This is a genomic window from Nonomuraea angiospora, from assembly GCF_014873145.1.
Lineage (GTDB): Bacteria > Actinomycetota > Actinomycetes > Streptosporangiales > Streptosporangiaceae > Nonomuraea > Nonomuraea angiospora.
This window is the reverse complement of the sequence record NZ_JADBEK010000001.1, coordinates 13,036,603-13,056,866: the sequence shown is the minus strand read 5'-3', so window position 1 is coordinate 13,056,866 and position 20,264 is coordinate 13,036,603. Positions and strand designations below refer to the sequence as shown.

The following is a 20,264-nucleotide window of genomic DNA, read 5'->3' as shown; positions in this document are numbered from 1 at the left end:
GACTACTATCATTTTCGAAGGGCGTTTCCGGAACATCGGCCTCTCCAGGAGATGACATGAGCGATCCTGTGACTTTGCCCCTGCATATGCGGCGCACCGCGTTCGACCCCGTTCCCGAGCTCGCGAAACTGCGCGACGGCGTGGGCATCGAGCGGGTGCCCACGCCGTTCGGGCTCGAAGCCTGGCTCGTCACCCGCTTCGCCGACGTCAAGGAGATCCTCGGAGACGCCGAGCGGTTCAGCAACAGACGCCCGCCGCACCTCCCGGCCCCCGGCACGCAGGGCCTGACCCCCGAGCAGGTCGCGAAGATGCAAGCGGGCAACCTGCTGCTGTTCGACCCGCCCGAGCACACCCGGCTGCGCAAGATGCTGACGCCGGAGTTCACCATGCGCCGCATGCGCCGGCTGGAGCCCCGCATCCACGACATCGTCAACGACCACCTCGACGCGATGGAGCGCGCGGGCTCGCCGGTCGACCTGATCAAGACCTTCGCGCTGCCCATCCCCTCGCTGGTGATCTGCGAGCTGCTCGGCGTCCCGTACGAGCACCGCGAAGACTTCCAGCGGCGTACCAACGCGCTGCTCGACATCTCCAGGTCCGCCGAGGAGCGCACGGCGGCCTCGCTGGAGTCGCGCGCCTACATGTCCGAGCTGGTCGCCCGGGCCAAGGCCGAGCCGGGCGAGGACATGCTCGGCATGCTGGTGCGCGAGCACGGCGACGACCTGTCGCACGACGAGCTCGCCGGCATCTCCAGCCTGCTGCTCCTGGCCGGCCACGAGACGACCTCCAACATGCTCGGGCTCGGCACCCTGGCCCTGCTGCGCCACCCCGACCAGCTCGAACTGCTCATGAAGGAGCCCGAGCGGATCGGCGCCACGGTGGAGGAGCTGCTGCGCTGGCTCAGCATCGTGCACTCGGGCGTGGCCAAGGTGACCACCACCGACGTGGAGATCGCGGGACAGCACATCCCGGCGGGCGATCTGGTGATGCTGTCGCTGCCCTCGGCCAACCGTGACCCGGCCTACATCGCCGACCCCGACAGGCTCGACATCACCCGCGGCGAGATGGGCCACGTCGCCTTCGGCCACGGCGTGCACCACTGCCTGGGCGCGCCGCTGGCCAGGATGGAGCTGCGCATCGCCTTCCCCGCCCTGTTCGAGCGCTTCCCCGGCCTGCGCGAGAGCGGCACCCCCGCCGAGTTCCGCTCCTTCCACATCGTCTTCGGACTGACCAGCTTCGAAGTCGCCTGGTGAGCCCGGGGCGCGTCGGCTGCTAGCGTTCACGTGTGCACGAGCAGCGACAGCGAGCCGACGCGCTGCGTAACGCGGACAAGATCGTCCGGGCCGCCATCGCGAGTCTGCGCGAGCACGGCCCGGACGTGTCACTCGAGGAGATCGCCCGGCACGCCGGCATCGGCAGCGCCACCGTCTACCGCAGGTTCGGCGACCGCGACGGCGTGATCAGGGCGGCCTTCCAGACCTACTTCGCCGAAGAGGTCGAGCCGCTGGTCCTGGCCGCCCGCGACGCCGACGACGCCGGACGGGCGCTGACCGAGGCGCTGACCGCCTCGGTCGAGACTCTCGCGGCGCACCGCGCGCTGCTGCGGGCGGCGCGCATGTCGGGGGCGTTCACCGTCGACATCGCCGTACGGTTCATGGGGCCGCTGGGCGTCGTGCTGGCCAGGGCCCAGCGGCAGGGCACGATACGCCGCGACCTGATCGTCCGCGACCTGGCCGCCATCCTGGTGATGGCGCTGGCCACCATGCATTCCGGCGACCCCGAATGCGGCGATCTCCGGCGCTACCTGGCGCTGCTGCTGTCCAGCCTGCGGCCGTCGGACGACGAGCTCCCGCCCCCTTCCAACCGGTCGCACCACATCCTCGACTCGTCCCCGGCTTCGCGGCAGATCGGACACTGAACCTCACGCTGATCGCGGCCTCACCCAGGACGGGCCGGACGTTCCGGACCAGGCCGGTCTCATCTGCCCCTGGGTGAGCGCGGCCCGGTGCCAGACTTGCGACAGTGTGGGCAGGCCGAGCTCCACCACGGCCCACGTCCGGCGGTCACGGCTCCGGCTCCGGCGCGGATCCGGCCGAAGGCCGCCAGGCCTGGTGTCACCGTAGTCCGTGACGACGGCGGGCCTTGGGACGCATGGACGCCTGGACACCTAAGGTCCTCTCCTCGTACGCGCTGTCCGGCACAGCTGCCCTGCCTCACGCGGGTCCCCCACGCGGGGGATGCTCACGGACGCCGCGCCCGCGAGCATCGGAACGCGCCAAGCGAACACCACCTGCCCGACCGGAGGCCCCCGCATGACCACCACCCTCGGCGAAACCCCACGGACCGGACGGCTTCCGGTCATCCTGGCGAAGCTGCACGGCCGGACGGCGGCGGGCGTGCCCCGCTGGGCCGTGTGGGCCGCCTACGCCACCACCCTGGCCCCGCTGCCCTCCGGCATCTGGCGGATCGCGGCCTTCATCTTCGGCGCGCCGCTGCTGGAGTACGGCGCGGCGCCCCCGCCCGGCCACGGGCCGATGTTGATCGACGCCGGGTGGTGGTACATCGTCACGCTCAGCGTGGTCAGCGAGGCGGCGGCGTTCCTCACCGTCGGACTGGTCGCCCGGTGGGGTGAGGTGTGGCCGCGCTGGATCCCCGGGCTGGGCGGCCGCCGGGTGCCGGTCCTGGCGGCCGTCGTCCCCGCCGGCCTGGGTGCGGCGGTGCTGCTGGTCTTCCCGTACGCACTGGTCATGTTCGCCTTCGGCCGGATGATCAACGGGAGCCCTGGGGGGTTGATCGTGCACGGCTGGCAGACCGTCGCCTTCTGGGTCACCTACGCGCCGCTGGCCGCCTGGGGCCCGCTGCTCGGCGTCCTGACCGTGCACTACTTCCGGCGACGATCATCTTAGGTGCGTTGCCTCGGTACTACCCGCCTGAGCGGACGGCTCCGGTCGAGCCCGGGCAGGCCGAGCCCGTGCAGCGCGACACGGGCCGGGCGGCCGAGCAGGGGACGCGCCGCCTGGCGACGGCGTCCTCAGCCGTTGTCGGGCATGGCCCATTCGACGAACTGGATGATCACGCCGTTCGGGTCAGTGATCTGGAACAGGCGTTCACCTCAAGGCTCTTCGCGCAGTGGCATGGCGATCTCGACTCCGGCGTCGCGCAGCCGCTTCTCCTCGTCCTGCAGCCCGGTGGCGACGGTGAGGGCCAGGATCAGCCCGGTGGCGTGCTGGTCGCGCTGCTCGGGCGGCAGGACCTCGATGCCGCGGGCGAGTAGGACGACGTCCATCGCGTCGGGGCGGGTGAGGGAGGCGAAGCCGTCGGCGGCGGCCCGAACGGTGTAGCCCAGGTGAGTGGTGAAGAACGCCTGTGAGGCGGCGACGTCGTCGATCGTGAGCGAGACGGCGGACGCGATGATCTGCAAGAAGGTCTCCCTGTCGGGTCAGGGCCGGGACGGAGGCGTGAGGTGCCGACGCGGGTCAGTAGCCGCGGCGGCGGGGGACGTCGCGGGCGACACGGGGCTCGCGTCGCCCGCGGACGGCACGGTCGGAGGGCAGGATCGCCGCCCGGCGCATCCAGGACCTCACCCTGGCCGGACACTCCAACGACGAGATCGCCCGCACTATCGGCGCCGAAGCCACCCAGGCGTTCGATCTGCTGGAGGCCGCCCTGGCCGACTACGCCGCCTGAACCCGCCGACGCCGGTGAACGGCTCTCTTGTGTCAGGGCCGCCCACCGGTGTGGGTGGTGATCGTTGCCGCGAGGGACGGCACGACCGCGCGGGGCAGCGCATGGCCGAGACCGGGCACTGTGACGAGAGCGGCGCCGGGGATGGCGCGCGCCAGCCGGGCGGCGTGCGGCGGCGGGGTGACGGGATCCTCCGGCGCGTCGATCACCAGGGTGGGCACCGAGACGTTCGCGAGTTCGGCCCCGCGCTCCAGGCCCGACTGGTCGGCCAGGGCATGGGCGGCGGAGCTGCGCCAGGTGCCGCTGTGGGCGGCGATCCGGCGTTCGAGATCGGCGAACTCCTCGGCGGCGAAGGGCAGGACGTCGCCGTTGAGGACCCTCCAGTGCTCGACGCGCCACCGCAGCTCCGCCTCCGGGTCGCGTCCTTGTCCGAGCTCCGCCCACAGAGCGAGCAGCCGGGGATCGGGCCCGGGCAGGTCGTCGTCGGAGATGCCGGGGTCGGGGGCCGCCCCGCCGATCAGCGTGGAGCCGAAGATCGTGGCGCTCATCAGGCGGTCCGCGTGGTCGAGGAGGAGCAACTGGACCAGGGTGCCGCCCATCGACATCCCGACCACGTGAGCACGTGCGATCCGCAGCGCGTCGAGGACCGCGATCGCGTCGTCGGCCAGCGCCCGGATCGGGTAGGGACGCTCATGGAAGGCATGGGTGGAGCGTCCGGTGTCACGGTGGTCGTAGCGGACGACGAAGTGGTCGCGGGACAGCAGCTCGACCAACTCGTCTGGCCAGGTCAGCCCGCTCGCGTTGGCTCCCATCACCAGTAACAGGGCGGGACGCTCCGGATCGCCGGTCATCTCCACCCAGAGCCGATAACCGGCCGCGACCTCGACGAAGGTCTCAGCGTGGCGAAATCCACCGGTCTGCGGGCCGGTCACTCGGGCCATGGCTCACTCCTCATGGGTGGGGTTCGAACCGACGATAATGCGAGACGAAACGTATCGTCTCGCGTTATCGTACAGGAAGGCCCGGGGCACGCCGGACCTCGGCTCAGCGGCCCCAGGCTCCCGCGGCGGCGGCCGCCCTGACCTGGTCGGGCAGCAGCCCCTGCGCTATCTCGCGGAGTGGCGGATGACCATCGCCGCCGGCGGCTTCCCCTTCGAACGGCTCCGCGGCATGCCGCCCAGCGCGGCCCTGGGCAGGTCCGCCACGGACTTCCGAGCAGACTTTCACGTTCCGCAATGGCGGAAGCGGCAGAGGTTGAGGGCTCTGCAGTGACAACGTTCACGACTTGGCCCGGTCAAACCCAGCGCGGAAAGTGAGGGGGACATTCATCCCATAGTGGGGAATTTCCATGGCCACTCCTCTCCAGATCCCCGTGCCGTCGGAACGGACGTCCGCGACCATCCGCCGTTACCACGACCAGGACGGGCCGATCTTGCGCGTCGAGCTGCCGGGCCAGGTGCCCGCCTGGCTCGTGACCTCGTACGAACTGGTCAACGAGGTCCTGACGAACGACGACACGCTGTTCGCCAAGAACCCGGCGAACTTCACGGCGCTGAACGACGGCACCATCCCGGCCGACTGGCCGCTGCGCCAGCTCATCGAGGGAGAGCACCTGCTGATCCAGGACGGCGCGGACCACCGGAGACTGCGGGGACTCATCAACCGGGCCTTCACCCCCGCCCGCGTACAAGGACTGGCCCCGCGCATCCAGCGAATCACCGACGGACTGCTGGACCGGATGGCCGGCCAGAGCGGCGCGGTGGACCTCGTGCGCCTCTTCACCGAGCCGCTGCCGGTCATGGTGATATGCGAGCTGTTCGGGGTGCCGCAGGGCGAGCAGCAGCAGATCCGCGACTGGAGCCACACTCTGCTGCAGCACACCACCTCGCCGGAGGAGATGCTCGCCGCCAACGCCGGGTTGCTCGGGTATCTGGCCGCCTTCATCGAGCGCAAGCGTGACGACTCGGGCGACGACCTCACCACGGGGCTGATACGTGCGCAGGAGGACGACGGCGACCGCCTGTCCGACAGCGAGATGATGTGGATCCTGTGGCTGGTGCTCATCGCCGGTCACGAGACCACGGTCCACCTGATCGCCAACACGGTCGTCGCGCTGTGCTCAGACCCGGAGCAGCTGGTCTTCGCGCGCGCCAAGAACGCCTGGGAGCAGGTGGTGGAGGAGGCGCTTCGCAGCAGGAACTCCGTGGTCAGCGTCATGTTCCGATATCCGCTGCGGGACGTGCGGCTCGGCGGGGTGACAGTCGGGGCGGGCCAGCCCATCATGATCGGCATCTCCAGCACCGGGACGGACAGGGCCAGGTTCGGCGGGGAGGCGCAGCGGTTCGACGCGGTACGGGAGCCGGACGCGCACCTCGGATTCGGCCGTGGTCCGCACTTCTGCCTGGGGGCGCCGCTGGCCAGGCTCGAGGCACGCATCGCGCTGGCGTCGTTGTTCGGCCGGTTCCCCGATCTCCGGTTGGCGGTCGAGCCCGGCGAGCTCCCGTACACCTCGTCACTCATCACCGAGGGGCCCACGACGCTGCCAGTGCTCCTCCGCTAGACGGACCCGGTCATGAGCTTGGTGGGCAATGGCGGGTCATCGCGAGGCGGACGACGATGAGTTTCCGACGCTGCCGAGGTCAGTATCGGCGACACATCGACGACGTAGGGACGACGACATGACACTGGACCTGTTCGCAGGCGTACCCGTCACCGACTATGCCGCGGCGCTGCCGTGGTACGAGCAGTTCTTCGGTGGGCCGCCGTCGTTCCTGCCGAACGACATCGAGGCCGTGTGGGAGGTGGCCGAGCACCGGTACGTCTACATCGTGCAAGATCCGCAACGGGCGGGGAACGCGCTGGTGTTGTCGTTCGTCGACGACCTCGACGGACGGGTCGCCGAGATCGCGCGGCGAGGCATCGAGCCCGCGAAGCGCGAGAGGTACGACGATGGCGCGACCAAGGTGACCTACCGGGACACGGACGGCAATGAGATCAGCTTCGGCGGCGGCCCGGGCTGACGCCAGATGGCGATCTCGCGGGTGCGCCGTCGCCGGCGGCAATGCGTGCGGTCCATACCGGAGGAGTGCCCGCCTTGACCGTGCGTGTCGCGCCGTCAGGAAGGTTGAAGTGCGATCGGCGACGCTCTCGCCACACGTCCCCCCGCGTGCTCATCCTCACCGGCCTCGCCGGTGCCGCGCTGCTGAAGTGGCGATCGGATGAAGTCGGCACGTGGCGCTGATGTCGTCACGGCATGGTGTGGTCTGAAACCTGCCGGTATCCGCCCTACCACCATTGCTTGGCTGGTTCCGTACCCATCAGTCCCAACCTGAACGGAACCATGTCCACGATCACCCACGCCCGGCCGCGCTCACCGCTCGTCAGCTGGCTGGCGGTCACCTCGCTCACGCTGGGCATCTTCGCCATCGTCACGAGCGAGATCCTGCCCATCGGCCTGCTGACCGACATCGGCGCCGATTTCGGCATCTCCGATGGCACCACCGGGCTGACCATGACCCTGCCCGGCATCGTCGCCGCCGTCGCCGCACCTGTCGTTACGCTCGCCACCGCCCGCCTGGACCGCCGGGTGATGCTGTGCGCGCTCATGGCGGTGCTCGCGCTCGCCGACGTCCTGGCGGCGGTGGCGACCTCGTACTGGCTCATGCTGGTCTCCAGGGTGCTGGTCGGCCTCACCATCGGCGGCTTCTGGTCGATCGGCGCGGGGCTGTCCGCCCGCCTCGTGCCGCCGCGCTCGGTCGGCACCGCCACCGCGCTGATCTTCTCCGCCGTCCCCCTGGGCTCGGTGCTCGGCGTGCCGGCCGGCACCTTCATCGGCCACCTCGCCGGCTGGCGAACCGCCTTCCTCGTCCTGACCGCGCTGTCGGTCCTCGTACTGATCGCCCTGCTGGTGCTCCTGCCGCCGCTCCCCGCCCGCGAGGTCACCAGCGGGCGCGTCCTGCTCGGCCTCCTGCGCGGACGGGGAACCAGGATCGCCCTGCTGGCCACGTTCCTCATCGTCCTGGCGCACTTCGGCACCTACACCTACGTCACCCCCTTCCTCCAGCACGTCACCCACCTCGACCCGGCCGCCGTCAGCGCCACCCTCCTGGCCTACGGCATCGCCGGGACGGCCGGGAACTTCCTGGCGAGCAAGGCGATCGCGACCGCCCCACGAGCGGCCTTCCTGGCCTGCGGCGGCCTGATCGCCCTCGCCACGCTCCTGCTGCCCGCGACCGGCACCTCCACCGCCGGCGCCGTCGTGCTGGTGGTGGTGTGGGGGCTGGCCTACGGGGGCGTCCCGGTCTGCTCCCAGACCTGGTTCATGAACGCCGCCCCCGGGACGCCGGAGGCCGCCACGGTCGTCTTCACCTCGTCCTTCCAGGCGACCTTCGCCCTCGGGGCGCTGGCCGGGGGCCAGGTGGTGGACGCTTTCTCGGTCTCGACGGCGATGATCTGCGGCGGGCTGACCGCCCTCCTCATGGCCGCATCTTTGTGGTCGCTCACCAGGCCCCGCTGAAGAACCTCCCCGCGCCCTCGGGACAGTGCCCGGAACCGGCAGGTCCTGGCGACGATCGCCAGAGTGATCGCCCTGGGTGACGGCCTGCCGAAGGGGCTCCTGTCCCGGTGCCAAACACGTGGCGCGGCGGTCACCAGCGTGTCGTCAGGACCCACGAGGTCGACCGGACCGAGCAATGCGTATATGATCGAATACTCAGCGTCACCTTCTTGACGGCTGCTGAGGCAACCCACCCACCCCGTTTGCAGATGCAACGTGCAGAAGGGACCAACACCTGTGCGCGAATCCGCCAAGGCAGCTCTCACCGCCTTCACCCTCACGTGGTGCGTTCTCGCTCCCGCCCTCCCGGCCCAGGCCGCGGCCCCAGCGGGCAACGCGCCCACATGCGTGACCGTCTGGCAAACCACGGGCAGGATCACCAAGACCGGATACGCACGCAACGACTGCGGCCGGACTCTCCGGCTGAACATCGTGTGGGCGCGCGGCACCGACGGCGAGTGCTACACCGTCCGGCCCGGCGAAACCATCTCCTCCAAGGTCGCCAGGGGTGTCCGCACCTTCGACGGGGCCGACACCTGCTGACGTCCGCTGCAGCCGGCCGCCACGTAGCGGTGGACGATGACCGGTGAACGACCGTGAAGACCTGCCGACCGCGCGACCTGCCCATCATCGCCCGGGCCCGGCCGGCCAATGTCGCTTCTCAGCGGGTGGCCATGCGCGCCGGTCTGGTGCGGGCCGAACACCGCGACACCTGCGGCGAGGACGGCCTGGACTGGGTCTTCGTCACGAACCTGTCGGGCTGAAAGGGTTTTTTCGGAGAACCTCCCCCTGGCATGCTGCCGTTCATGAACGAGGTCCGGATTCGGCCCGCAGTCGACGACGATCTTGAAGGCGTCCTGGCGCTGGCTCCCCGGCTCGCCGAAGGAGTGGCGGCGTGGCGTGATCCCGAGGGTGCCGAGCGGGCGGCGCGGCAGTGGCTCACCGGATCCCTCGACGCGGCCAAGACCCAGCGGGGAGCGGTGTTCGTCGCGGTGGACGGCGAGGACTCGCAGGTGGTCGGCGTGGTGTCCGTCCAGTGCCAGCGGCACTTCACCGGCGCGATGGACGCCTATGTCGGCGAACTGGCCGTCCATCCGCGAGCCGTCCGTACGGGAGTGGGCCGGCAGTTGATGGCCGCCGCCGAGGACTGGGCCCGGCAGCAGGGTCTGCGCCATCTGACCCTGGAGACGGGGGCGGCCAACACGGCCGCCCGGCGGTTCTACGCCGCGCTGGGCTATCTCGAAGAAGGAGTGCGGCTGACCCGCTCTCTGGAGACCGCAACATTTCCGTGACAAGAGGTTGTCCATTTGGCGGGGGGCCGTTCGTGGTGATTCTGTACAGCGGGCCCGCTGTACGCCGAACTCACCCGCGAAGGGGACACCGTGAAGTACATGATGCTGATCAACGCCGCCACCACCGACGAGCAGGACGACCCGTGCACCGTCGAGGACTGGATGGCCTACGACAAGGCCGTGCGCGAGGCGGGGATCTGGGTGTCGGGCGAGTCGCTGGCCGATCTGGTGACCGCCACGACCGTGCAGGTGGACAGGGACGGCAGGCGGACCGTGACCGACGGGCCGTACGCCGAGACCCGGGAGGTGCTGGGCGGCTTCTACGTGATCGACGTACCGGACCTCGACGTGGCGCTCGACTGGGCGGCCCGCTGCCCGGGCGCGCGCGGCGGCGGGTCGGTGGTCGTACGCCCGGTCGCCGACTTCAGTGCGTGAGATGTCTGGCGTCCGTGAGGTCGAGGCGGTCTTCCGGGAGGAGCGCGGCAGGCTGCTGGCCGCGCTCGTACGCCGGTTCGGCGACCTCGACCTCGCCGAGGAGGTGACCTCGGACGCCATCGAGGCGGCGCTGCGGCACTGGCCGGTCGAGGGCGTGCCGCCCAAGCCGGGCGCGTGGCTGATGACGACGGCGCGGCGCAAGGCGGTCGACCGGCTCCGGCGCGACCAGGCCTTCGCCGCGCGGCTGGCCATCCTGCAGGTGGAGGCGGAGCGGGCGGCGCCCGCCCCGCCGGCCGACGCCGAGGGCGGCGAGCTGCCGGACGAGCGGCTGCAGCTGTTCTTCACCTGCGCCCACCCCGCGCTGCCCGCCGAGGACCGCGGGGCGCTGACGTTGCGCTGCCTGGCGGGGCTCACCACGCCGGAGGTGGCGCGGGCCTACCTGGTGCCGGTGCAGACGATGGCCAAGCGGATCGTCCGGGCGAAGAAGAAGATCCGCGAGGCCCGCATCCCGTTCCGCGTGCCCGGCGCGGACGAGCTGCCGGAGCGGCTGCCCGGGGTGCTCCAGGTGATCTACTCGATCTTCACCGAGGGGTACGCGGCCAGCTCCGGTCCCGACCTGCAGCGCCTGGACCTGGCCGAGGAGGCGATCCGGCTGGCCCGGATCCTGCGCCGGCTGCTGCCCGCCGAGCGGGAGGTGGCCGGGCTGCTGGCGTTGATGCTGCTGGTTCACGCGCGCCGCGACGCCCGTACCGGCCCCGACGGCGAGCCGGTGCTGCTGGACGAGCAGGACCGTGGCCGCTGGGACCGGGACCTCATCGAGGAGGGCTCGGCGCTGGTGGTGACCGCACTGAGCGGCGGCCCGCCCGGCGTGTACGGCGTGCAGGCCGCCATCGCCGCCCTCCACGACGAGGCGGCGGACCTGGCCACGACCGACTGGCCGCAGGTCGTGGCCCTGTACGACGTGCTGCTCGCGCTCGACCCGTCCCCGGTGGTCGCGCTCAACCGGGCGGCGGCCGTGGCCATGCGCGACGGGCCGGAGACGGGCCTGGCGCTGCTGGACGAGCTGGCCGGCGAGCCACGGCTGCGCGGCTACCACCCGTACCTGGTGGCCCGCGCCGACCTGCTCCACCGCCTCGGCCGCCTCCCCGAGGCCGCCGCGGCCTATCGCGCGGCCCTGGAAGTGGCCGGGAGCGAGCCGGAGCGCGCCCACCTGCGACGTCGCCTGGCCTCCGTCGAGGAGACCTGAGAAATTTCGCGGGCGGCTGTCCATCCGGCCGCACCCCGTTCGTGGTCATGCCGTACGGGGCAACGGCTCGGAACCATCGATCGAGGAGATCCGACATGGGGCACGACGACATACTCGCCTGGACGAAGGCGGAGCGGCTGAGTCTCGCCGCCTTCCTGGAAGACCTGGACGCCCACGAGTGGGACGCCGCCTCCCTCTGTGAAGGCTGGACGGTCCGGGACGTGGCCGCTCATTTGACGCTCTCAACGCGTACCACCCTGTTCGTGGCGATCAAGGGCGCGATCCGGGCGCGGGGCGACTTCAACCGCATGGTCGCCGACCTCGCCCGGGAGCGGGCGGCCCGCTTCCAGCCGCCGGAGCTCATCGCGCAATTGCGTGAAACGGCCGGCTCGGCACGCCGCGCTCCGGGCGCGAGCCCGCTCGACCCGCTGGTCGACGCGCTCGTCCACGGCCAGGACATGGCCCGCCCGCTGGGCCGTACGCGCGAGATGCCCGCCGGACCGGTGGTCGCGGCGCTCGACCACGTGGTGGCCAGCAGGTTCTACGGCGGCCGGGAGCTCCTGCGCACCACGCGGTTGATCGCCACGGACGCCGACTGGTCGGCGGGCGAGGGACCGCGCGAGGTGCGCGGCGCGGCGGCCGACCTCCTCCTGCTCGCCACCGGCCGCCGGGCCGCCCGCGAGGACCTGCGTTCCACCCCGTGATCGACGGCCCCGGGGACAACCACCACACCCAGCAGGCTGCTCCGTAGTCGGTGGCCGGCGGCACGAGGAGCGCCGCGAGTGGCGAAACGTCCGTCAGCGACGCCAATCGCCCGGCCAGAGCGATCCGGCAAGTTCGATCGCCATTCACCTGGCGATTCTTCCGACGCCTGACGGGATCCGCAGGACGAGCATCGGTTTACGCGCCCCGGGGCTGGCGGCGTCTTCGACGCCTATGCGCTATGAGTAATTCATGTCAGAATGACCTGGGTTCTCAGCCATGTGCAGGGTGCAGAAAAGGAGCATTAAATGGCTGAACATCGAGTACGCCTGGCGGCGTTGACGATGGGCGTCGTCAGCATGTTGGTGGCATCCGGCGGCGTCGCGGACGCGTCCGCCGGTCGTACATACCGGGTCACCTACCAGGGGCCCTTCAGCGCCGACACCACCTGCAACGCATACAGCGCCGCGCTGAACGATCCGCCAGACGTCTACAGTTCTCCCTGCTTCTACTCCGAAAGCGGCGTGCCCGGCTACAAGCTCCTGCCAGGCTGGTATTTCCGCTACCAATACTCCATCGATTGAGCAACCGGATCCTATTCCATTGAGCGGCGATCTCCTTACCCAGGGTGACCCGGCTCGGAAATCTCGCTCATTGTGAACTACTGGCATGCTGTCGACGGTGCCTGATGGCACTGACCCGGCCGCGCCTGGCGTCTATCGCCATCCCGAAGAATGTATTTGTGCACCAGCCTGAAAATAGCCCGAAAGGTGGCCTGGTCCGCGCTGCCGAACGCGGCATCTGGGCCGAGGTGCCGGGAAAGCGAGGAGGTCGCCCAGCTCGCCGCGATCAGCGTCGACTGCTACGCGTGGCTGGGGCAGGGCCGTGTCCGAACGTCCGCTTCAGTGCGCGCAACGCCGGCCCGCGCACTGCGCCTCGACGACAACTGCGGAGGCAAGCGCCAGCTACGAGGCGAGTAAGTCGAAGTGGAAGCCGATCACAAGTGCGAAGAAGCTGACGACGCGCCACCAGATCAGAGCCTTGCGATGCTCAAGCACCCACGCTATGCCGTTGAAGGTGCTCTCGAACAACTTGCTTCTGGTGACAGCGAGAGTCACCCACACCACGGCGAAGACGATGCCGATGACGAGCACGATCAGCGCGAGGCGCTCGCGGCCCGGGCCGGTGGCGACGTCAACGACCGCACCCATGATGGCAGCCGCGCATGTTACGAGAGCCGTGAGGGCAGCGGCCCATACTGAGGATCTGTTCGTCGGCGACTTCGGGATGGCCCGAAGACGGCCGCCGTATTCGCGGATTCGGTCGGGGCCGAGGATGTCCAACACGACTGTCATGCCGCCAAGGAAGGCGAGGATCTTTCCGAAGCGGCCCCACCACAGCATGCTCATGCCGTAGAGGGTGGCGTCTTGAAGTGCGGGATTGCCCGACAACCACATCTGCAGGGCGTCCAGGTAACCGATGTCCGCCATGGGCTGTAGCGTAGAGGTGACTTGGGTCCCGCGCTTGGCAAGGACGCGATATGTATCGTCAGCCCGCTTGTCAGTCGCTCTGGGGGGCTTGGTAGGGCGATCTCCCTTTCCGGTTCGGCTTCCAGAAGGCCCGAAAGGCATGCCGGTCCGGGGTGGGTGTCAGTCGGCCCACCGCTTCGACGGTCAACGGGTGGGCGCGCGATGGCGCCGGAGGCGCGGGGGGGGTGCGCCGTCAGGCGCCTGGATAAGAGCGCCTGAGCTCTTCGCGCGAAGCGCCCCTGGGGAAGACCTTTGGCTCGGGGCGGGGTGTCAGCAGGCCCACCGTCCAGCAGGGCAACGGGTGGGTGGCATCGGTCCACCTACCGCCGGGAATATTCGGTTGCGGTCGCTTGCTGACGACTCCACTATGTTCCTCATGTTCCTGCACGCTCTCCTTGCCACGCCCGCCGTGCCGGGTGTGCTTGAGCGTGCCTGCGACGGCCTGGAGCGTTGACCTCTTCCCGTGAGTCCTGAGGTGACCCGGCGGGGGGAGGTTGTCGGCCCCGAGCACGGGTCACACGGAAACCAGGTCTCAAAGGAAGGAACCATGGCCAAGCAGGCCTACGTACGGAACAAGCCGCATCTCAACATCGGCACGATGGGGCACGTCGACCACGGCAAGACCACGCTGACCGCCGCCATCACGAAGGTGCTGGCGCAGCGCGGGCAGGCCACGTACACGCCGTTCGAGCGGATCGACCGCACGCCCGAGGAGGCGCGGCGCGGGATCACGATCAACATCTCGCACGTCGAGTACGAGACCGCCACCCGCCACTACGCGCACGTGGACATGCCGGGGCACGCCGACTACGTGAAGAACATGATCACGGGGGCGGCGCAGCTGGACGGCGCGATCCTCGTCGTGTCCGCGCACGACGGGATCATGCCGCAGACCCGGGAGCACGTGCTGCTCGCCAAGCGGGTCGGTGTCGAGCACCTGGTCGTGGCCGTCAACAAGGCCGACGGCGCGGACCCGGAGCTGACCGACCTGGTCGAGCTGGAGCTGCAGGAGCTGCTGGCCGAGCACGGCTACGACGGCGTCCCGATGGTGCGGGTGTCCGGGCTGCGGGCGCTGGAGGGCGACCCGGTCTGGATCGCGTCGATCGAGGCGCTGCTCCAGGCGGTGGACGAGCACATCCCCGTGCCGGTGCGGTACGTGGACGCGCCGTTCCTCATGCCGGTCGAGAACGTGCTCACGGTCACCGGCCGGGGCACGGTTGTGACCGGGGCCATCGAGCGCGGCACCGTCCGGGTCGGTGACACGGTGGAGGCGGTCGGGTTCGGTGAGGCGTTCGGCGCCGTCGTCACGGGCGTGGAGACGTTCGGCAAGACGATGGAGCGGGGCGAGGCCGGTGACAACGCGGCCGTGCTGCTGCGCGGGGTCCGCCGCGAGCAGGTACGGCGCGGCATGGTGCTGGCGGCGCCCGGCAGCCAGCGCGCCCACCAGTCCTTCACCGCCCGCGTCTACCTCCTGACCGCGGAGGAGGGCGGGCGGCGCAGGCCGATCGCGTCCGGCTACCGGCCGCAGTTCTACCTGCGGACGACGGACGTGCCCGGGGAGCTCACGCTCAGCGCTGCCGCCGTCGTCGCTCAGCCGGGTGACACGGTGGACGTGGCGGTCGAGCTGGGCAAGGCGGTCGCGTTGGAGCCCGGGCTCGGCTTCGCCATCCGCGAGGGCGGGCTGACGGTCGGCGCGGGCACGATCCTCACCGTGCCCGACGACTGACCGGCCCCCCAGACGGCTCCCCCAGACGGCTCCCCAGAAAGAGGGGAACAGGCGCGCCCGGCCCCGGAAAGAGCCGGGGCCGGGCGCGTCCGGTCAGGGGCGGGAGCCTGTTGCGAAGCGGACCGTGCGGGGAAGCACGAAGCGGTCCTGGGGCAGCGCCGCCTCCAGGGCCGCCCGGGCCTCCTCGCGCAGGTGTTCCGGGATCGCCTCCAGCGGGGCCCTGCGGGCGGCCGACCAGAGCCAGTCCCACACCTGCCCCGCCTCGACGACCACCTCGAACACCACGTCCTCGTGCCGTACCCCGGTCAGCCCGCCCGCCTCGAACAGCCCGGTCAGCTCTTCGGCCGTACCCAGCGTGTGGCTGAACGGGGCGCCGCCCGCCCCCGAGGTGTACGGCTCCAGCGCCCGCCCGACCAGGTCGAGCAACTCGACCTCGACCGGGCTCGACCGGACCAGCAGGCTGGCCGACAACCGGCCCCCGGACCGCAGCAGCCCGGTCATGGAACGTACGGCGGCCAGCGGGTCGGGCAGGAAGTACAGCATCATCCCGGCCAGCACGACGTCGAACCGCTCGCCGGGCAGCAGTTCCTCGGCCCGTTCCGCGTCGCCCAGCAGGACGGTCGCGTGGCTCAGGCCGTGCCGCTCGACCTCGGCCGTGGCGGCGGCGACCATGCCGGGCGCGAGGTCCAGCCCGACCACCCGCCCCGTGGGGCCGACGGCCTGGGCGGCGGGCACGAGCGAGGCGCCCGTCCCGCAGCCGGCGTCCAGGACGCGGTCACCCGGCCCGGGTGCGGCCTGGCGTACCAGCTCGGCGGCCACGGGCGCGAAGAACGGCACCCCCACCTGCTCGTACGTACCGGACGCGCGGTCGAACACACCGGCCAGGTACTCCTTGGCATCCATCACATTCCTCCCGTTGAACGTCAGTGAACGGTCAGCACGAAGGCTGCGCGGCCCGGAACAGGGGCCGCGCATGATCAGATCCGTCGGTCAGCTGGGCTCGAAGCGGAGCCTGAACGTCGTCCGCCCGGCCCTGAGGTCGTAGACGGGAAGGGCGCCGGGCCCGCAGGTGGCGGTGCCGATGCCCTGCTGGGCCAGGTCGAGGCCGAGGTGTACGCGCCCGCCCGGCACCAGGTCCGGCCGGTGCCGCGCCCGGTCCAGATCGAAGGCGCTCCACGGCCGCGCGGTCAGCCCGAACACCGGGAACCCGCGCACCTTGAAGGCGCCCAAGTCGGCCCAGCGCACGTCGGCCCGGTGGCCGTTCTCCTGCGGGAACACGTACGGCGTCTGGAACTCGTCGAGGCTCGCCCGCCAGCGGCCGACCCTGGCGGCCATGCCGGTGTCCGGGTACGCCTCCCCCGGCCCCCTGCCGAACCAGGTGACGTGCTCGACCGCACCCGCGGGCAGCGTCATGTCCAGCCCGAGGCGCGGGATGGGGTCGGCCCAGTCGCCTTCCGGCTCGACGTCCAGCGTCAGCTCCAGGCCGCCGTCCGAGGCCGTCCAGGTGTAGGTGGCGCGCAGGCCGAGGTCGGTGGCGGCCGGCGCGACCCGGGTGCGCACGGTCAGCGCGTCGCCGATCTCGACCTCGTCCACGCGGTGGGTGAGGCGGTGCAGGCCGAGCCCGCGCCACTTGCCGGCCAGCCCGCCGTAGGTGTCGTTGTCGGTGGGCGCCCGCCACAGGCCGAGCCGCGGCCCCTCCACCTCGACGCCGAACAGCCTGATCAGGCGTCCGGTCTCCAGGTCGAAGGCCGAATCCCCTGCGGAACCCACGGAGATCTCGCCGCCGTCGCGGACCAGCCCGGCGGTCCACGTCGCGGGCGCGCCCTCGACGGCTTCGCCGATGAGCGGCGACAGGAGCGCCTGGCCCCAGGCCACCTCGTGGCCCGCCCCGGCCCACGGCTGGTCGGCCGCCAGCACCGCGCGTACGGTGAGCCACACCTCTCCGGGGCCCGAGCCGGCGGGCAGCTTGACCTCGCCGCCCTCGGCGGGCACGGTCAGCCGGTGTTCGGCGACCGTCTCCCCGTCCGCCTCCACCGTGGCCAGGAACTCCAGGTGCGACAGGTCCGCGAAGCCGTGGCCGTTGACGACGCGCACCACGCCGTCCCCGAACTCGAACCGCACCGGCTCGTACACCTTCTTCAGGTCGATCAGACCCGGCGACGGCGTGCGGTCGGGGAAGACGAGGCCGTCGATGACGAAGTTCGAGTCGTGTACGGGCTCGCCGTAGTCGCCGCCGTAGGCGTACTCGTACTCCGGATGCGCGAGCCCGTGGTCGATCCACTCCCAGATGAACCCGCCGGCCAGCCGCGGGTACTTCTCGAACAGCTCCTGGTACTCGGCCAGCCCGCCGGGCCCGTTGCCCATGGCGTGGGCGTACTCGCACTGCATGAACGGCATGCCCCGCCGCCGCGCGTCCAGCTCGGGGTCGTCCAGCGGCGCCTCCTCCTGCCGCCCGATGAGCTCGACCTCGGCGTGCGAGGCGTACATGCGGGAGTAGACGTCGGTGTGCGCGCAGGACCGGTCGCCCTCGTAGTGGATCGGGCGGGACGGGTCGCGTTCGCGGGTCCAGTCGGACATGACGGCCAGGTTCCGGCCGACGCCGGCCTCGTTGCCGAGCGACCACATGATGACGCTGGGGTGGTTCTTGTCGCGTTCGACCATGCGGCGCATGCGGTCGAGCAGCGCGTCGGCGTAGCGGGGGTCGTCGGTGGGGTTGCCGCGCCAGCCGATCATGCCGAAGCCGTGGGTCTCGAGGTCGCACTCGTCGATGACCCACAGGCCCAGCTCGTCGCACAGGTCGAGGAAGTCGGGGTGGGGCGGGTAGTGGCTGGTCCTGACGGCGTTGACGTTGTGCCGCTTCATCAGCAGCACGTCCTCGCGCATCGTCTCGTACGTCAGCGTGCGACCGCTCTCCGGATGGAACTCGTGCCGGTTCACGCCCTTGAACAGCAGCGGGCGGCCGTTGGCCAGGAGCACGCCGTCCACGATGGAGATCGTGCGGAAGCCGACGCGCAGCCGTACCGTCTCCTCGGGGAGGGTGAGGACGGCGTCGTACAGGCGGGGCGTCTCGGCCGTCCACGGCTCCGCTTCCAGCGTCACCTCGGCCCCGGGCGCGAGGTCGGCGACGCCCAGCTCGGGGACGCTCAGCGTGCCCGAGCCCTCGAAGCTCAGCGTGCCGCGCCCGTCGGCGTAGGAGGCGCGTACGAAGACGTCGGCGGTGGAGCGGGTGAGGGTGACGTCGCGGAAGATGCCCGGCAGCCACCACATGTCCTGGTCCTCGAGGTAGCTGGCGGCCGACCACTGGTGCACGCGGACGGCCAGCACGTTGCGCCCCGGCCGCAGGTACGGGCCCGCGTCGAACTCGGCGGGCAGCCTGCTGCCGGTCCAGAAGCCCAGCTCGTGGCCGTTGAGCCAGACCCGGGCGAAGGAGTCGGCGCCCTCGAACCGCAGCCGGCCGCCCGTCCACCCCTCCGGCAGGTCGAACACGCGGCGGTAGTCGCCCGTCGGGTTCTCGTCCGGGACCCGGGGCGGGTCGACGGGGATCGGGAAGTCGACGTTGGTGTAGGCGGGCGCGCCGTGCCCGTGCAGGTTCCAGTGGGACGGCACCGGGAGCTCGTCCCAGCCGGCGTCGTCGAAGGCCGGCTGGGCGAAGTCGTCCGGGACGTTCGCGGTGGGTGAGAGGCGGAAGCGCCACGTGCCGTTGAGGTCGAGGGCGGGCGCGTCAGAGCGGAGTGCTGCCCGGGGTTCGAGCAGTCCCGAACCGGGGGAGAAAGTTTCGAGATCCATCGCGGTCGAGCCTAGAGGTTAGAGATGGTTTCGTCATCGATGAGTTTTCTGTCCACACATGGGCGGAACATCGTTCTCCTTCACCCTCCGAGCTCGTAGACGCGGTGGGCGTTCTCCGCGCCCACCATCCAGGCCACCCGCATCGCCTGCTCCACCGACCACTCCCCCTCGGCCACGAACCCGCCCAGCACCCGCGCCATCGCCCGCCGCCACAGCAGCGCCCCGAGATGGTGCAGCTCGGCCGGGCCGAAGCCGTCGGAGGAGAACAGCAGCTTTGCGAACGGCGCCACCTCCAGGCTCTCGGCCACCAGCGCCACGCTGCGCGCGCCGGTGTAGCTCACGCCCAGCCCCACGTCGAAGAACACGTTGGGGTACGCGTGCGCCAGCAGCCCGGCGTGCCGCTGGTACGGGTAGCAGTGCAGCAACAGCAGCGGCACCCCGGTCGGCTCGGCCAGCTCGATGAGCCCGCGCAGCAGCAGCGGGTCGGACCGGCGCAGGTCGACGTCCGGGTCCCCGAACCCGATGTGGAACTGCAGCGGCAGGCCCCGTTCCAGCCCCGTCCAGATGAGGTGGCGCAGCAGCACAGGGTCGGACAGCCGCCCGCCCCCGGCGGACAACCAGCGCCCGGCGGCCTCGGTGACCTCCTCGCGAGTGGGCGGCGCGGGGTCGAAGTCGAGCCCGCAGCGGTAGGCGGCGACGGTCTTGAGCCCGCGCGCCGTACGCGTGCGCTCCCACAGCGCCTCGGCGAACCGGTCGGCGAACGCGCCAGCCCCGCACCCGCCGGCGGCCACCTGCTCGGCCACCCTCTCCAGCCGCACCACCTCGTCGGCGGGCACCCCGGTGACCTCGGCCATGCCGGAGGGCCCGAGCAGCTCCTCGCCCCGGTAGCCGGTCTCGACCAGGTAGTGCCCGATGCCGCTCGCCCCGAGCAGCAGCCGGTTGGTCTCGTCGGCGCCGAGCCGGGCGCGCCTGGCCAGGTACTCCTCCGGCGCGCAGTACGGGTCGAGCCCGAGCACCGGCGCGCAGTGCCGCAGGATGGCGTGGCCCACCTGGGAGTCGAACGGGGTCATCCACGACGGCACCGGCCGGTCCGACTCGGTGATCAGCTCCTCGAACGCGCGGCGCGACAGGTCGTGGGACGTGACGCCGTGCACGTGGTGGTCCACCAGCGCCATCTCCTCGATGGCCCGCACGAAGCCGGCGGGCATGAGGTCGAGCTCACCGGACATCGGCCGCGTCTCCCCAGGTCTGCGTACCCGGTCAGGATAGGGAGCTACCCGGGTCAGGAGAGGTTCACGCGCCGCCGTGA

20 protein-coding genes are annotated in these 20,264 nt (G+C 71.0%); 14 read left to right on the top strand and 6 right to left on the bottom strand.

All coding sequences use genetic code 11. The features are described from left to right. Positions 1 to 56: 56 nt before the first annotated feature. From H4W80_RS59755 to H4W80_RS59745, 3 genes are all read left to right on the top strand, one after another. Positions 57 to 1,253: a cytochrome P450 gene (locus tag H4W80_RS59755; RefSeq protein ID WP_192793137.1), complete on the top strand. Its 1,197-nt coding sequence runs from the start codon at positions 57 to 59 to the stop codon at positions 1,251 to 1,253. A gap of 32 nt (positions 1,254 to 1,285) precedes the next feature. Continuing rightward, positions 1,286 to 1,918 (top strand): TetR/AcrR family transcriptional regulator, encoded by a 633-nt coding sequence (locus H4W80_RS59750; RefSeq protein ID WP_192793136.1) that lies wholly within the window; start codon positions 1,286 to 1,288, stop codon positions 1,916 to 1,918. Positions 1,919 to 2,312: 394 nt separating this feature from the next. Continuing rightward, positions 2,313 to 2,906, top strand: coding sequence for a hypothetical protein (locus H4W80_RS59745; protein ID WP_192793135.1), 594 nt, complete (start codon positions 2,313 to 2,315; stop codon positions 2,904 to 2,906). A 206-nt stretch (positions 2,907 to 3,112) separates the two neighbouring features. Here the strand turns inward: H4W80_RS59745 and H4W80_RS59740 are convergent, their stop codons facing one another. Together H4W80_RS59740 and H4W80_RS59735 are read right to left on the bottom strand one after the other, a co-directional pair. Beyond that, a complete protein-coding gene (locus H4W80_RS59740; RefSeq protein WP_225964309.1) occupies positions 3,113 to 3,421 on the bottom strand; it encodes a VOC family protein in 309 nt (102 codons plus the stop codon). Positions 3,422 to 3,719: 298 nt separating this feature from the next. Then, entirely contained in the window at positions 3,720 to 4,625 is a 906-nt protein-coding gene (locus H4W80_RS59735; RefSeq protein ID WP_192793134.1) for an alpha/beta fold hydrolase, read from the bottom strand. A 407-nt stretch (positions 4,626 to 5,032) separates the two neighbouring features. Between H4W80_RS59735 and H4W80_RS59730 the strand changes: the two genes are divergently transcribed. From H4W80_RS59730 to H4W80_RS59685, 10 genes are all read left to right on the top strand, one after another. Then, complete coding sequence (locus H4W80_RS59730) at positions 5,033 to 6,244, top strand: cytochrome P450 family protein (RefSeq protein ID WP_192793133.1); 1,212 nt, start codon at positions 5,033 to 5,035, stop codon at positions 6,242 to 6,244. A 118-nt stretch (positions 6,245 to 6,362) separates the two neighbouring features. Further along, positions 6,363 to 6,704, top strand: coding sequence for a VOC family protein (locus H4W80_RS59725; protein ID WP_192793132.1), 342 nt, complete (start codon positions 6,363 to 6,365; stop codon positions 6,702 to 6,704). Positions 6,705 to 7,024: 320 nt separating this feature from the next. Beyond that, positions 7,025 to 8,200 (top strand): MFS transporter, encoded by a 1,176-nt coding sequence (locus H4W80_RS59720; protein ID WP_192793131.1) that lies wholly within the window; start codon positions 7,025 to 7,027, stop codon positions 8,198 to 8,200. A gap of 387 nt (positions 8,201 to 8,587) precedes the next feature. Beyond that, positions 8,588 to 8,782 (top strand): hypothetical protein, encoded by a 195-nt coding sequence (locus tag H4W80_RS64265; protein WP_192793130.1) that lies wholly within the window; start codon positions 8,588 to 8,590, stop codon positions 8,780 to 8,782. A 53-nt stretch (positions 8,783 to 8,835) separates the two neighbouring features. Beyond that, positions 8,836 to 9,003 (top strand): GNAT family N-acetyltransferase, encoded by a 168-nt coding sequence (locus H4W80_RS59710; protein WP_225964308.1) that lies wholly within the window; start codon positions 8,836 to 8,838, stop codon positions 9,001 to 9,003. 42 nt (positions 9,004 to 9,045) lie between these two features. Next, positions 9,046 to 9,531: a GNAT family N-acetyltransferase gene (locus tag H4W80_RS59705; RefSeq protein ID WP_192793129.1), complete on the top strand. Its 486-nt coding sequence runs from the start codon at positions 9,046 to 9,048 to the stop codon at positions 9,529 to 9,531. Positions 9,532 to 9,630: 99 nt separating this feature from the next. Then, entirely contained in the window at positions 9,631 to 9,966 is a 336-nt protein-coding gene (locus H4W80_RS59700; protein ID WP_225966513.1) for a YciI family protein, read from the top strand. 1 nt (position 9,967) lies between these two features. Beyond that, on the top strand, positions 9,968 to 11,212 hold the full coding sequence (locus tag H4W80_RS59695; protein WP_192793127.1) for an RNA polymerase sigma factor: 1,245 nt from the start codon (positions 9,968 to 9,970) through the stop codon (positions 11,210 to 11,212). 95 nt (positions 11,213 to 11,307) lie between these two features. Next, positions 11,308 to 11,916 carry a maleylpyruvate isomerase family mycothiol-dependent enzyme gene (locus H4W80_RS59690; RefSeq protein WP_192793126.1) on the top strand — a complete coding sequence of 203 codons (609 nt, stop codon included), beginning with the start codon at positions 11,308 to 11,310 and terminating at the stop codon, positions 11,914 to 11,916. Positions 11,917 to 12,222: 306 nt separating this feature from the next. Then, positions 12,223 to 12,498, top strand: coding sequence for a hypothetical protein (locus H4W80_RS59685; RefSeq protein ID WP_192793125.1), 276 nt, complete (start codon positions 12,223 to 12,225; stop codon positions 12,496 to 12,498). A gap of 381 nt (positions 12,499 to 12,879) precedes the next feature. Here H4W80_RS59685 and H4W80_RS59680 read toward each other — a convergent pair whose 3' ends face one another. Further along, positions 12,880 to 13,404, bottom strand: a complete 525-nt coding sequence (locus H4W80_RS59680; RefSeq protein ID WP_192793124.1) for a hypothetical protein — start codon at positions 13,402 to 13,404, stop codon at positions 12,880 to 12,882. 586 nt (positions 13,405 to 13,990) lie between these two features. Between H4W80_RS59680 and tuf the strand changes: the two genes are divergently transcribed. Then, positions 13,991 to 15,169 carry an elongation factor Tu gene (tuf, locus tag H4W80_RS59675; RefSeq protein WP_192793123.1) on the top strand — a complete coding sequence of 393 codons (1,179 nt, stop codon included), beginning with the start codon at positions 13,991 to 13,993 and terminating at the stop codon, positions 15,167 to 15,169. Positions 15,170 to 15,262: 93 nt separating this feature from the next. Here tuf and H4W80_RS59670 read toward each other — a convergent pair whose 3' ends face one another. The 3 genes from H4W80_RS59670 to H4W80_RS59660 form a co-directional block, all read right to left on the bottom strand. Beyond that, positions 15,263 to 16,072, bottom strand: a complete 810-nt coding sequence (locus H4W80_RS59670; RefSeq protein WP_192793122.1) for a class I SAM-dependent methyltransferase — start codon at positions 16,070 to 16,072, stop codon at positions 15,263 to 15,265. An 87-nt stretch (positions 16,073 to 16,159) separates the two neighbouring features. Further along, the gene (locus H4W80_RS59665; RefSeq protein ID WP_192793121.1) at positions 16,160 to 18,955 is read right to left on the bottom strand and encodes a glycoside hydrolase family 2 TIM barrel-domain containing protein; all 2,796 of its coding nucleotides are present in this window, start codon (positions 18,953 to 18,955) and stop codon (positions 16,160 to 16,162) included. 80 nt (positions 18,956 to 19,035) lie between these two features. Beyond that, positions 19,036 to 20,184 (bottom strand): amidohydrolase family protein, encoded by a 1,149-nt coding sequence (locus H4W80_RS59660; protein WP_225964307.1) that lies wholly within the window; start codon positions 20,182 to 20,184, stop codon positions 19,036 to 19,038. Positions 20,185 to 20,264 lie beyond the last annotated feature (80 nt).